This is a genomic window from Fibrobacter sp. UWR4 (assembly GCF_003149045.1).
Classification (GTDB): Bacteria; Fibrobacterota; Fibrobacteria; order Fibrobacterales; family Fibrobacteraceae; genus Fibrobacter.
Genome location: NZ_QGDU01000009.1, coordinates 29,767 through 43,384, shown reverse-complemented (window position 1 = coordinate 43,384; position 13,618 = coordinate 29,767). Strand labels below are relative to the sequence as shown.

General features: G+C 51.2%; 7 protein-coding genes and 1 pseudogene. 1 reads left to right on the top strand and 7 read right to left on the bottom strand.

Annotation, left to right across the window (positions count from 1 at the left end; all coding sequences use genetic code 11):
* Positions 1–114: 114 nt before the first annotated feature.
* From BGX12_RS16015 to BGX12_RS05120, 3 genes are read right to left on the bottom strand one after another with little or no spacing between them, the layout of a single operon-like run.
* Positions 115–2,811, bottom strand: a complete 2,697-nt coding sequence (locus tag BGX12_RS16015; protein WP_146196255.1) for a fibrobacter succinogenes major paralogous domain-containing protein — start codon at positions 2,809–2,811, stop codon at positions 115–117.
* Positions 2,812–2,842: 31 nt separating this feature from the next.
* Positions 2,843–3,829 (bottom strand): FISUMP domain-containing protein, encoded by a 987-nt coding sequence (locus BGX12_RS05125; RefSeq protein ID WP_109735011.1) that lies wholly within the window; start codon positions 3,827–3,829, stop codon positions 2,843–2,845.
* 9 nt (positions 3,830–3,838) lie between these two features.
* Positions 3,839–5,368 carry a hypothetical protein gene (locus tag BGX12_RS05120; RefSeq protein ID WP_146196254.1) on the bottom strand — a complete coding sequence of 510 codons (1,530 nt, stop codon included), beginning with the start codon at positions 5,366–5,368 and terminating at the stop codon, positions 3,839–3,841.
* Between the two features lie 515 nt (positions 5,369–5,883).
* Between BGX12_RS05120 and BGX12_RS16080 the strand changes: the two are divergent.
* A pseudogene (locus BGX12_RS16080) lies at positions 5,884–6,045 on the top strand (ATPase); the annotation flags it as partial.
* 5 nt (positions 6,046–6,050) lie between these two features.
* On the opposite strand, the gene mutS reads toward BGX12_RS16080, so the two are convergent.
* Genes mutS through rapA form a run of 4 tightly spaced genes read right to left on the bottom strand, consistent with a single transcriptional unit; the run spans position 6,051 to position 13,584 of the window.
* Positions 6,051–8,693 carry a DNA mismatch repair protein MutS gene (mutS, locus tag BGX12_RS05110; protein WP_109735008.1) on the bottom strand — a complete coding sequence of 881 codons (2,643 nt, stop codon included), beginning with the start codon at positions 8,691–8,693 and terminating at the stop codon, positions 6,051–6,053.
* Entirely contained in the window at positions 8,693–9,400 is a 708-nt protein-coding gene (scpB, locus tag BGX12_RS05105; protein WP_109735007.1) for an SMC-Scp complex subunit ScpB, read from the bottom strand. The genes mutS and scpB overlap by 1 nt, the downstream gene beginning before the upstream one ends.
* Positions 9,401–9,432: 32 nt before the next feature.
* Complete coding sequence (gene proB / locus BGX12_RS05100; RefSeq protein ID WP_109735006.1) at positions 9,433–10,572, bottom strand: glutamate 5-kinase; 1,140 nt, start codon at positions 10,570–10,572, stop codon at positions 9,433–9,435.
* Positions 10,573–10,596: 24 nt separating this feature from the next.
* The gene (gene rapA / locus BGX12_RS05095) at positions 10,597–13,584 is read right to left on the bottom strand and encodes an RNA polymerase-associated protein RapA (protein ID WP_233246266.1); all 2,988 of its coding nucleotides are present in this window, start codon (positions 13,582–13,584) and stop codon (positions 10,597–10,599) included.
* Positions 13,585–13,618 lie beyond the last annotated feature (34 nt).

Genomic DNA, 13,618 nt, shown 5'->3' with positions numbered 1-13,618 from the left:
GCAAACAAATTTTATTCGCGCTTCGCGCGGCCGCCCCACCCCGCCCGGCAAGGCTCGACGGGGTGGGGCGGCGCAACCCCTGCCTTCGGCTTGGGGTTGCCTAGAGGCAGGCTCCTAGTTGGAGTTGCGGAGGCAACGGACAGAAAAGCCGTCGTACTTACCGTAGTTGCGCTCGTCCACGTCCGAGATATCGTAGAGGAAGTACTTGCCGTAGGCGTTATTACTATCGCTCTCAGTAGAAGACCAGAAGTACCCGTAGTAGCCAGCATTGCGGAAGCTACCATCGTAGTAGAGGCCAGCAGGAAGGACGGAGAAACCGTACGCATCTTCGCCATTGCCACCGCTGTTCCAATCGCTTGTTGATTTCAGCTTGGTTCCTGCGGTAGAGGTTCCTCCAATAGCAGTCCACAGAATACTCCAATCGGAGTTGCTAGGCAGGTGCCAGCCCTCGGGGCAGACGCCTCTCACCAAGGTCGCTGAACTTGTCGAAGCGGCTGCGCATGTCGTGCCATAACCGCAACCCTTTCCGGCATTGCTAAAGACTGCCGCGGAGTCCATGGCTGCCGACCACAGGTACAAACGACCATACTCGTCGCAGTTGGCACTGCTGTTGCTATAGCAATAGCTCTTGGCAGTTCCCTCGTTGTAGTCGTAGTTCAAGTTTTCTGCCATCCAGGTCTGGGAACCAATAGTCACTGTTAAATATACCTGATTGTCACGGACATCTGCAACTGTTCCAAATTTATGATTCTGAGGATTGTCGCGTTTGAACACCCAGGCAGTTCCGTTACAAGCGTAAATCTTTGTTGTATTAATGAGGCCATTCATCGTGGAAGCGATTTTTTCGGCAGAACATTCAATACCATAAGTATCGTATTCAACCTGAGTTGCATTGCGCCAGGCTCCTTTGGACTTTTCGTAGATGTAGTAGTTGTCTGTAATCTGTCCCTTGCTGACCTCGCCATCAAAGTTACTCTTGAGAGTAGACCAGTGGATTGTATCCTTTTCGATGTCTGTAGAGGTGCGCCAAACAGTCATTATTCCAAGAGAATTCAACTTAGAGTTAGGGACAATCGTATCCACGCAAGTATACCATGCGGAACCACTCTTCCATACGGAATCCACGCGGGCCTTAGTGCAGCCTCCAAGACCAAGGTTCTTGTCCAGGTCAGTTCCACGACGGTACTGTTTCCCCTCGTACACATAGACATAGTCTGTATTTATTTGACCGTTGATTACTGAAGCCTGCTCATGAGTGGTGAGTTCACCATGCTTCAGGCCCATGGTATCCTTCTCGATGTCGGTCGCCTCGCGCCACTTGAGGCTGTCGGCATCCACGCAGATGAAGCGATTCTTGTTGGTTTGACTGGTGTATGTTGCTGCGTAGTCATTGCTTGCTTTGCCATTGTTGTTGGTGGCGTTCTTCACGGTGCCTACGGGCACAGTGTCGCTGCCACAAACGCCCAAACCATATTCGCGGCTCCAGAAGTTGCGCAGATACTTTTCAAATTCAGGTACTGAGCCGAGGTCCCAGCGTTCCACATAGCCACGATATACACCGAAATTTCCTGCACCATCGCGAAGGGCGGCCCAATTAGCGATGGTGCCGCGTGTAGCCTTGTCGTCCCAGGTTCCGTCCTCCTCAATATCCTTACCGAAGCTGGCAAGCAGGGCGCTTAGATCGGCTTCGCTGCGGTCACCCTGCAACAAAATGCTCATGGCAAGCAGTGCCGCATTCTGATCGCCTTCGCCAAATACATCCAGATCTTCGGAATAGCCGAAGCCATCATTATCGATACCGAAGGCGGCAAAGATTTCTTTCTGGGCGCGTTTCTTGGAAGCCTTGATAGTGGATTCCAGACCGTTTTCCATGAGGTAGCCCACACGATAATATTCCAGGTGGGTCAGCAGGTTGATGTTCACGCTGCTGCGGGCTTGCAAATCGGAATAGGCGTTCAGAACAATGCTAGCGGTACTGTTCTTGCCAGTGACTTCGTTGCGATAAAAACCGTTGGCGGTCATGCGCACATAGCTGGACTTCAGGGAAACGTTGTTCACGCTAAAACGACCGTCATCGGTAATGATTTCACCACCGAAGGTGCGACCGGTCTGCACCAGGCTACGGCTACCGTCCAGTTCAAAGAGCGTCACCGTGGAGCCGTTGATAAACGGCCCTTTCTGGGAAACACCGCTCAACTTCGCAAGAGAAACTACATCTTCACCGGGAACAACAACTTCCCCACTACCGCCGTTCAGGTTCATGCTAAACAGGTCATCACCGCACTGAATTGTCACAGCATCTTCCGTCTGGGAAACGACCTTGCAGCCTATGCCCGGCATCCCGTCGCTACCGGCATCGCCTTTTTCACCCTGCAAACCTTGCGCACCATCTTTGCCATCAACGCCGTCCTTGCCATCGGCACCTGCGGCACCGGTTTCACCGATGTCACCTTTATCACCCTTGGCACCATCTTTGCCGTTCAGCACAACACCAATGGAATCCCCTGCGCAGTAGATGGCGACACCGGAACCATCCGCAAGGTTCTTAGTCTCACAACCAAAATCTGCAGCAGCGCCGGATCCGCCGATAACATTCCACTTGCCATCCACGCAAATGCTTGCAGCACCCTTTTCCTTGACCCACACCTGGTCACCTTCGTTATCCGTAGTACACTTGGGCAGGTCCGAGACCTTTTCTGCGATTTCCATCCCGCTGGTATAATTATTGGTAATATTTTCCGTTGTCCCGGAATCGCCACAGGCAATCAAGGTTAGAGGAATCGCAAATCCTGCAATTTTTAAAATTTTCATTTTCATCTCGTTTTGTTTGTAAATGTTTCATCTAATCTTTCAGGCAGCGTACCGAATAGAAATTAGACTGTTCCTTGTAGCCATCGATAAAATTCTGGTTCGATGACGACAGGTACATATAAGTGGCCATCATGCCTCCTACATCGGTGGAACTCCAGAAACCGGCAAAGCCTCCCAGAGAAACGAATTCTTCCTCTTCGGCATCATAGTAGCCGGCGGCCTTGGCGCTAAATTTGCTGCCAGACTGTCCGGGCTTCGCTGACCATGTCTCAGTGGACTTCAGATCCAGACCGCCATTGTCTCGAGTAACCGTAGTCTGCAAAGCAATCCACTCTTCTTCGGAAGGCAGATGAGTTCCCTCGGGGCAAGCGAACTGTGCATCGGCAAAATTGTACAGACGACCGTAAATCTCGCAATTTTCCGGTGCATCATTGTAACACTTGGATTCGCCAACAGCCCTGTAGGAATTTTCCGCAAGCCAACATTGGGAACCATACTTTACCGTTGCATATTTTCGACCGAGATACTCTTCAGAATCTACAATGCTATCCAGGCCGCATCTGAATGTTACGGCAGAGGAACTGGATTCTATCGGATCAGGGACCTTGGAAGAAGAACTGCCGGGATTGTCAACTGCGGAACTTCCTGCAGATTCGACCTTCTGCGAAGAGCTGGACGGATTGACGATTACCACATAGGTGGTGTCTTTTTTGCTGCTACTGGACGAGTCATCCTTCTTGACGCTGGAGCTGGAGATAGACTCACCATCCTTATCAGGGGTCTTGGAACTGCTAGAGACCCCCTCATTTACAGAACTAGAAACTTTTTCGTCGGCAGAGCTGGAATTTACGTCATTTTCGGCAATGCCCCAGAAAGCATTGTAAGAATCCTCGCTGTAGTTATCGTAAACAGAACAGGAAGCAAGGAAAAAGGCTGCCGCAAGGAGGACTGCTAGATTCTTCGCTTCGCTCAGAATGACACGAGGGAATGAGCTCAGAATGACACTTAAATACTTCATAATTCCTCCTTACATGTTCCAGTACAGCGTCAGGTAGCCGCCGTTGCCGAGGTTCGTGATTATATCAAAACCGGCTTCGACACCGAACATTCCAAAGTTTACAAATGCGCCTGTCTTGAACTGCATCCATTCCTTGGAATCATTTTCTGGAATAGCGATGACAGCCGTTTCGCGGACACCGAAAATTTTGTAGCCAAGTTCAAGCTGAGCAACAGGAGCAAAATAAACTCGCTGCAAGCCATCTCCAAAACCCGCACCTACATAGGCACCGGCACCGACAGCAGCAAACCATTCGGCATTTTCGCCAAAGCCGAGCTTGACACGGGCAGTCGCCACAAGGTCCGGCAAAATCATCAGCTGGTCCTCATCCACCTCAAAGGCCGCAAAATGCTTGTCGCTAAAGGGAGCGAATGCTGCAGACACACCAACCCAAGGTGAGAAACGAACGCCGCGACGCTTTTCGATAACGGAACGACGCTCGGCCTCCTGCAAGGCAAAAATACTGTCCTGGGCGGCCTCGTCAATTTCCGGGCCAAAGTCAACGCCATCGTTGTTGCCCTGGTTTTCCCAGATCCAGCGACCGTTCAGCTTGGCGGTCTTTTCCGGGTAATCTACGGAACCCTTGAAGCGAAGTTTTTCACCGCGTTTCACGACTACATTTTCACCATCCACCTTGACATTGCCGTTCTCGAAAGCAATTCGCAGATGACTTTCGCTTGCAGGCCCGCCACTCACTCGGGCGTGGAACAGCTTTACACCATTCAGATAGTAGGCGCTTCGTACCGGCTTGGAAATATCCATATAGAGCGTAGGCTTGCCCACTACGGTCGTATCTGTCTTGTACACTGCCAACGAACCGTTACCCGCCAGTTCGCCATTCAATTTATCAAGGGCGTCCAAGAAGAAGGGAGCAAAGCCTTCCCCATCCTGGCGAACCACCATTTCACGGCAGGTTTCGCCCCACTTCTGAGCAATCTCGAAAGAATGTTTCTGGTGGTTGGGTTCGTACTGCAAGGTAAAATCGTGATTAGCCTGGAAACCATTGCGAAGCGGTTCCAGGTAAACGCCACCTTCCAGGTTCAGGAACTGATCTTTGGAACTTGCAAAACTGTATAGCGCTTCCGCACAGGCATCAATCTGCAACTTGCGATCTTCAAGCCCGCGGGCCATTTCCATGTGGCCCAGCCGCACCTCGCCGGTGACCTTCATGTACTGTTCCTCGAAGGCGGGCAGTTCCACCCGGTAAAAAGTCCAGCACTCGTCATCCATCACGTCGTTGATGCTGATGGATGAACAGCGGTCATTCATGGCGGTAATGCGGTTGGTCCGCTCCAGCAGGGAATCAAGCCCCTCGTTCTTGCCCTCCACGGAGGCCTTCAACTTTTCCAAGTCCGCCTGTCGCTGGTGAAAAATCGCAGGATCCTGCACAAAGATGGAAGCGGATTGGATTTCCGCAGGCGACTCGCCCGCCGGAGACTGGGCGAATGCCGCCCCTAACGTTAAACCTAGAGCAGTTATAAAAAATCTTTTTTTCATCATAAGTATTACTCTTGTTTTTAAACGCAAAAAAGGCCACGTCAAGACAAGACGCGGTCCACAGAAGGCATCGCTGAATTTGCGACGCGGTTAAAATTTACGGATTTTCTTAAAGATTTAGCACACCAAGGGAGCTGATTACAAACAAACTCTCCAGCCCCCCCCCTGCACATATTAGCACTAGCAAGAACGGGCAATACGGAAAAAACGATGCAACAAGCAACGCCAGTCATATACCCATATACCAGTTTTGAGCAAAAAATTCTCACTCTGGTAAATATAAGTTAATTTGTAAAATTTCGTTTATCCAAGACCTTTTTACAAATCAAAATGTGACATAGATTATGCGCTTTGTATGTTTTTTTGATTTTTTACTGTCATTTTTTGCAGAATTAGCAAAGCGAGAAGTTTTTTTCGAAGCACAACAAGAATATAGCTGGAGAAGTCATACACAATGTATATAAGGCGTTCAACACCCCAGGGCAAAACCTGCCAAATCAAAGATGTCGACAAACAATGTGACCTCTGCGGACTTTGTTAAGAAATACAACCTGGTATCAGCCAGCAGTGTTCAGGCAGCGCTAAAAGGATTGCTTGCATAGCAACTCGTTACGCAAGAATCCGGCAGTTACCGGGTTTACGATTATTTTTTCGCCCACTGGCTGAAAACGCAGAGGTAGAGCAACTATTTCCCGTAGTTTTCCTTCAGGTCCATGAGGGTCTGGAGAGCCTGCATGGGGGTCATTTCTTCGGGATGGAGTCGGCGGATTTCTTCCTTCAGGAGCATGGTGCTTTCATCAGGAGGAGCGAACAAATCAACCTGGGGCTTTTCCTTCAGTTTCTTGTTGGCGGCTTCGTCGCTGGGGTCGATCTTATGCTTTTCAAGACGCATCAGGATCTTGCGGGCACGGCGCAACACGTTGTTGGGAAGCCCCGCCATTTCTGCCACGTGAATACCATAGCTAGAGTCGCACGCCCCTTCAAGAATCTTGTGGAGGAACAGCAGCTTGTCGCCTTTTTCCTGAACTGCCACCTGATAGTTTCCGGCATGCTCAAGGTCTTCCACCAGGCCCGTCAATTCGTGGTAGTGGGTTGCGAATAGCGTCAAGGCAGCGCGGGCCGGTTCGTCGTGCAAAGTCTCTACGATGGCCCAGGCAATGGAGAGGCCGTCGAAGGTACTGGTACCGCGGCCAATTTCGTCCAGAAGCACAAGGCTGTGAGCCGTTGCGTTACGCAAGATGTTTGCCGTCTCGATCATTTCCACCATGAAAGTAGAGAGGCCGCGGCTTAGGCGGTCGCTGGCGCCAACGCGGGTAAAGATGCGGTCCACAACGCCAATGCGGGCAGATTCCGCAGGCACGAAGCAGCCGATTTGCGCCATCAAAACGATTAAGCCAGTCTGACGCAGGTAAGTGGATTTACCAGCCATATTAGGGCCTGTAATCAGCATCAGTCGGGTGGCCTCGGGCGACAACTTCACATCATTGCTGATGAAGTCTAGATCCGGATTCACCGCCACAATCACAGGATGGAAACCACCCTTGATTTCAATGCCGGAGCCTTCGAAAACTTCGGGGCAGACGTAGTTGTACTTGCGAGCTGCACGAGCAAAGCTGTACAGCGTATCAACGCGGGCAATGGCGTTGGCAATTTCCTGAAGTTCTGCGCGCCAGGAGTTGACGCGGTCGCGGAGTTCAGAGAAAATCTTGTATTCCAGAGCGTGAATATTCACTTCGGCATTGCTGATGACGGATTCACATTCCTTCATTTCCGGAGTGATGTAGCGTTCAGCGTTCACCGTGGTCTGTTTACGAATATACTCATCAGGAATGGGGTTCGTAGCCTTGGCCATGGCGGCGCGGGTCACCTCGATATAGTAACCGAACACCTTGTTGTAGCCCACTTTAAGGCTAGGAATTCCCAGACGTTCCTTTTCGCGGGTTTCCAAAGAAGCAATCCACTGGCGACGATCCTTGATATCGGCATTCATGGCATCCAGTTCTGCATTGGCGCCTTCGCGAATCATTCCGCCTTCACGAACAGTCAAAGGCAGGTCATCATTAAATTGACTAAGAAGTTCCTCTCCCCTACCCTGAGCGCGGACGAGTGCTTCACGCATGGGTTCAAAGATGGGCGACTGCAATCCTTCCAGAACATCGGCCACCTTGGATGCCTGAGCCAGGGAGCGGCCCATTCCAGCAAGGTCTCGAGCGTTGGCGCGACCAGAACCTACGCGTCCCATCAAACGTTCCATATCCAGAATGGAAGTGAGGGATTCCTTCAGTTCATCAAGGGCCACCGGGTTATTTACCAGTTCATCGACGGCTTCTTCGCGAGCCTTAATGCGATCCACAGAAATCAAAGGATGGCTCACCCAATCCTTCAAAGTACGGCCACCCATGGCAGTGACGGTAAAGTCCAGCACATAACAGAGGGTGCTGCTGATGTCGTCGGCATTCAACGGACGCACCAGTTCCAGATTGCGCAAGGTGGACGGATCCAGTGTCATGTAGTCGTCCAGATTCAAAATCTCCAGAGCCGTAAAGTGGCTCAGTTCAGATTTTTTCTGGTACATGAGGTACTGCAGCAAGGCACCCGTCACGGAAGTTTCTTCGGTGCGGCCATCCAGACCGAGGCCATCCAAGGCTTCCACCTTGAAGTGGTTGAAAAGCGTGTCCTTGGCAGCTTCTTCCCCAAACTGGAAGGCAGGAAGTTCTGTAATCAAGATGTTTTCGGACTTGATCAAGTCCATGACGCCATCGGGAATCTTGGTTCCTTCGGGAACAACAATTTCCTTAGGCATGCGACGGCAGAATTCACATTCAAATGCCTGAACGGAACTCTTGCTGGTAGCCAGGTAACCCGTAGTCACATCAGCGATAGCGAAGGCTGCAAGTTCCGCGCCCTTGCCTTCGGCATTTTTTTCTGCGGCAGACGGGACGTAGGCGCAAAGGTAATTTGCTTCCTTGGCGTCCAGGTTGGCTTCGTTCATGGCGGTACCGGCGCTGATGATTTCCACAATGTCACGCTTGACGATACCCTTGGCAAGCTTGGGGTCTTCCACCTGTTCGCAGATGGCCACGCGGTAACCAGCGGCAACCATCTTGGGAATGTAACGTTCCGCGGCGTGGTGCGGGAATCCGCAAAGAGGCGTAGCACCGGATGCGCCGTTATTGCGGCTTGTGAGTGTAATACCTAAAATTTTGGAGGCGATTACAGCATCATCTTCAAACAACTCGAAGAAGTCGCCCATTCTAAAGAACAAAATGCAGCCTGGATTCTGAGCCTTGATATCGTAATACTGCTGCATTAAAGGAGTACAAGCCATTACAGGTCTCCCATAGAAAGTTCAACCTGATCCGGGTTTTCTTCCGGTTCCACAGGTTCTTCAACCACAACAGATTCGGGCTTGGCATACTGAGGTACCAGAGCGCCGGCTTCCAGAAGTTCACTGAATTCACGGAGACGGGGCAAATCTTCGGGAATGCGATTGATACCGAAGTACTTCATGAATTCCTGAGTTGTTACATAAGTGTAGGGGTTACCCACTGTTTCTGCGCGGGAACCCAAAGCGATAAACTTCTTATCCAGCAAATTACGAATGGGACCATCCACGGAAGACACGCCACGGACCTGTTCAATGGCAGCCTTGGTAATGGGCTGCTGGTAAGCGATTACAGCCAGAGTTTCAAGGGCTGCCTGGCTCAAGCGGCGGGCATTCACTTCCGGGAACAGTTTGCGGACCCAAGGATAATATTTGGCTCGAGTACGGAAACGATAGCCACCAGCCTGTTCCACAATTTCGAAAGGAGAATTGATTTTGTTCAAGGAATCATTGGCTGCGATCAGGGCATCGGACACCAAACGTGCATCCAGGAAGTCCCCCAAAATTTCACGGAGCTTCTTCAGGGTCACTACATCGGGGGATGCAAAAACCAGGGCCTGGATAATACGTGCAAGATCTTCCTGACTTTCAACTTTAGGAAGTTCCGCAGATTCTTCGGTCAATTCATCTAAGTTCTGATCTTCTGCCATAATTCTAGTGGTTAGTAGTTAGTGATTGGTCGTTAGAACACGACCAGGTCGTTTTTATGTACAAGTTCGTCTGCCACGTCCTTACCCAGCAAGGCGTGGATTTCAGAAGTCTTCTTGTGAAGCACCAGCTTTAAAGTTTCGCTATCGAACTTCGCCACACCACGAGCCACAGCTTCTCCAGTGGGACTAAGAACTTCGATGAGGTCGCCCTTGTCAAAGTGCTTCTTCACTGCGGTTACACCAACAGGCAGCAAACTGGAATGCTTTTCGCGCAAAGCCTTCACACCACCTTCGTCCACCACCACGCTTCCGCGGGGAGTGGTAATAAAGCTGAGCCAACGCTGACGGCTATTCAGTTTTTTCTTGGAGCCAACGAACAAGGTGCCTTCAGCCTGTTCCAGAATCACTTCGTGAGGAAGCACTCGCATGCCGCAGGCAAGGAACGCATTGCAACCGCTCTTGGTCACGTTACGAATGGCCTCAAGCTTGCTACGCATACCGCCGGTACTTACAGCGGAACCTGCTTCACCGGGCTTACCAGCCAATGCAAGAATGGCGGGTGTAATTTCAGGAACAAAGCGCAACAAACGGGCATTGGGATTCTTCTTGGGATTATCGTCGAAGAGACCATCCTCGTCAGTGAAAATCAACAGAAGGTCAGCATCTAGGAACAATGCCACATCGCTACTCAGCTTGTCGTTATCGCCCACCTTGATTTCGGCGACCGCCAGAGAGTCGTTTTCGTTAATGATGGGAACGATCTTGCGGGCTAGCATGGCCTTGATGGTGTTCTGCAGATTCTTATAGCGGTTACGGTCCCGGAAGTCATCTGCAGACAAAAGAATCTGACCAACAGAAAGCTGACACCAGCGGAACATTTCGCGATAGGCGTACATCAAGTCGATCTGGCCCACGGCAGCACAAGCCTGCTTCTCGGCGATGACCGTAGGCTTTTCCTTGTAGCCCAGCTGGCTCATGCCGGTACCCACTGCACCGGAAGTCACAATGACCACTTCCTTGCCGGCTTCCATAAGGCGAGCAACGGAATCGGCCAGCTTCTGGATGTAACGGGTACGTACGCCGCCCTTCTCGGAATCCACGAGAATGCGGGAACCGATTTTCACCACAATGCGGTGGGCTTCGTTCAAAATGTTCTTTCTTAATTCACTCATAATTATCTCGGCTTTCGTCTAACCTTATCTACAAACAAGCAAGCGGATTGCGTCTAGGCGCAACTGCGGGGTGCTGACAATCTTTTTCCATTCCTGGGCATTCTTTCGAAGCTGCTGGAGCTGAGTATTGTTGCCAGCCTTGCCGCGCATCATCAGCAAGTGATTCATACGCTGGTATTCCTGTTCAGCTCGATTTTCAACAGCGACAGCAGCAGCATCAGCCAGTTCCTTAGCCTGAGCCATAACCACACGGCGAGCGATGGCAAGACCATCCTTACCGAAGTACTTGAGAGTCATGTTCACAGCGGCATTTCCCTGAGGAACAGGAACATCCTTGAAGGAAGCGTTCTTCAGTTCCGGAATCTTTTCGGAGAGATCGTCACCGTTAGCAGCCACCAGCACGCTGATGTACTTGGGACCAGCAATATCGGAAACGCCCCAGTCCTCACTGATGGAGAATTCTACGGCAAAATTATACTGCATGACCAGGCCGCGCATTCCGGAATTTTGCCAGATGTTGCAGGCCACAGCACCATTGTCCAGAGTGGTTTCAAAATCCAGGACGCCCTGGGACAGCGGGTGTTCCAAGCTGACGAAGTCCACTTCGTCATGGATCATGGCCACCTTACGATCGAAGGTAATGGTCAAGCTGGAAGAATCGGAGTAACGAGCATCGTCATCGCCACCGGAACCTTCGGAGAAATCACCAACAGCCTGTACCACACGACCACCAGCACCGTTACTGCCCGGGATGCCGCCAATATTTTCGGGCATTCCAGGAACAGAACCAGCTTCCACCTGGGTTCCCATGGTCACAATGAAGCAACCAGGAATGATGCTCTTGTCAATTTCAAGACCACGGTCCATGAGGGAATCGAAGACCAGAGTCTGCAATTCCTTTTCACCATCGATACGTTCGATTTCGTCGGTAATCTCCTTGGCCTTGGCAGGATTACGGGAGTTGAATTCCAGCAAACGGTCACGGCCCTTTTCAATATTCTTGCGCATGGAATCGCAGTCTTTCTTTACCTGGGGAATGACATCTTCAACGAAGTGGTCCAGGTAGTTCTGCGGTTCAGCAAGAGCGGCAATCAGGTCGTCCGTATACTTCAGGAACAGTTCACCACCGCTCATCATAGGAGTACCAAAAGCGTTCAGGCCGTTGTGGTACCAGCGGAACATGACTTCCTGACCGGAGCCCTTCACATAGGGAACGTGGATAATGATGTTCTCGGTCTGGCCGATTCGGTCCAGACGACCAATACGCTGTTCCACCAGGGAGGCATCCAGCGGCAGGTCAAACAGAATCAGGTGATGGGCAAACTGGAAGTTACGTCCTTCAGAGCCAATTTCAGAAGCAATCAGGAGATTTGCGCCGTTTTCCTTACTGAAGTTTGCTGCGGCCTTGTCGCGGGCCATAATGGTCATGTTCTCGTGGAACATGGAGAAGGCGCCTTCACCCAGATATTCCAGGAGGAGAGATTCCAAGGCAAGCACCACCTGGATGGATTCGCAAATCAACAGGACCTTGTCATCCTTATGGTCCTTCAGGAACTGCTTCAGCCAGACGTAACGTTCGTCCAGGCACCAGGCGTCAGAGAAGCTGGTGCACAGCAAACCGTTTTCCTGAATGTCCGTAGACATGTCCAGGTCATTTTCAGCAGCGACGTTCACCATTTCGCGGTAACGTTCGTTGGGTTCCAGAGCAACTTCATCCAGCACTCGCTTGGGGAAGCCACCAACGCCCTTACGGGTATTACGGAACACCACGGAACCCGTTCCCACTGCATCCACAATGCGGCGGATCCATTCATCCGCAGGCATGGACTTGGCACTTTCCTGTTCCAGCCAGGGGCGGATCATGGACTTCTTGGGGACCGCTTCATTTAGGTCGTCCCAGCTCATCTGCTGGCCAGGATCGGTGGGAAGCTTATTCAGTTCGTTTACCAACTTGCGGTAAGCGTCCTGGTCCTTGATAAAGTTACTGTAGTCCGCAAAACGGACCGGATCCAGCATTTTCAGACGGTTAAACTGGGATTCCGGATGGAACTGCAGCGGGGTACCCGTCAGAAGCAGGACACCCTTGGAACGCTGGATTACCGCATTTGCCAACAGGTATTCATGACTAGTGAAGCCATCTTCGCACACCAGATGGTGAGCTTCGTCGATGATGGTCATATCCCACTGAACCTTCAGCAAGTCCTCAATCAGGGCGGGCTGTTTGATCAGGAAATCAATGGAACAGATAATGTCATTGGCCAGGCTGAACGGGTTGGGCTTGTCATCATCATCGGCAATGAAGATGCCCTTCAGGTAGCCTTCATCCACCAGGGTAAACAGGGTATTGAAGCGTCGCTTCATTTCGATAAGCCACTGGTGCTTCAAAGTTTCAGGAACGATAACCAAGGTACGGGTCACGCGGCCGCGGGACTTTAACGCATGCCAAATCATGCCTGCTTCAATAGTCTTACCCAGACCCACTTCGTCGGAAAGCATCAGTCGGGGCAGAGTGGAGCTGGAGCATGCACGCTGGCACAAATAATACTGGTGAGGAATCTTACTTACACGGGGACCAATCATACCGCGTACAGGAGAGGAAATCCACTTGCAGGCGAGCTGCTGTGCTTCTTCACGACGGCGGAACTGAGCGCATTCGGACACACGGTTTTCGGTCAGGGCGCGGAACAGGTCAGCAGGACGAGCAATGGAAATCTTGGCGTTCAGCTCGGATTCCTTCATGGTTCGGCCGCCACGACCTTCGTAAATGAACAGTCCATCCACTTCCTTCACCGATTCAACGGAGAAGGACAAGCCCTTATCGTTCTTGGCGGTTTCACCGGGATTCAACTGGAATCGATCTACAGGAGCCCCCATGGAACGGTAAAGACGGACATCGTTCATGGCAGGGAAAGAAATCTTCACAATACGGTCCTGAACCTCTGTGACAATTCCAAGTCCCAGAGCAGGTTCCGATTGACTTACGTAGCGTTGGCCAACCTTAAAATTCATCATAAGCCCCAAATTTAGTTTTTTTTCGGAAATTCGG

What these genes read in the sequence shown, in the direction of transcription:
- proB (WP_109735006.1), bottom strand. Translation starts at nt 10,572, where the DNA reads ATGAGTGAATTAAGAAAGAACATTTTGAACGAAGCCCACCGCATTGTG.
- BGX12_RS05120 (WP_146196254.1), bottom strand. Translation starts at nt 5,368, where the DNA reads ATGATGAAAAAAAGATTTTTTATAACTGCTCTAGGTTTAACGTTAGGG.
- BGX12_RS05125 (WP_109735011.1), bottom strand. Translation starts at nt 3,829, where the DNA reads ATGAAGTATTTAAGTGTCATTCTGAGCTCATTCCCTCGTGTCATTCTG.
- BGX12_RS16015 (WP_146196255.1), bottom strand. Translation starts at nt 2,811, where the DNA reads ATGAAAATTTTAAAAATTGCAGGATTTGCGATTCCTCTAACCTTGATT.
- rapA (WP_233246266.1), bottom strand. Translation starts at nt 13,584, where the DNA reads ATGATGAATTTTAAGGTTGGCCAACGCTACGTAAGTCAATCGGAACCT.
- mutS (WP_109735008.1), bottom strand. Translation starts at nt 8,693, where the DNA reads ATGGCTTGTACTCCTTTAATGCAGCAGTATTACGATATCAAGGCTCAG.
- scpB (WP_109735007.1), bottom strand. Translation starts at nt 9,400, where the DNA reads ATGGCAGAAGATCAGAACTTAGATGAATTGACCGAAGAATCTGCGGAA.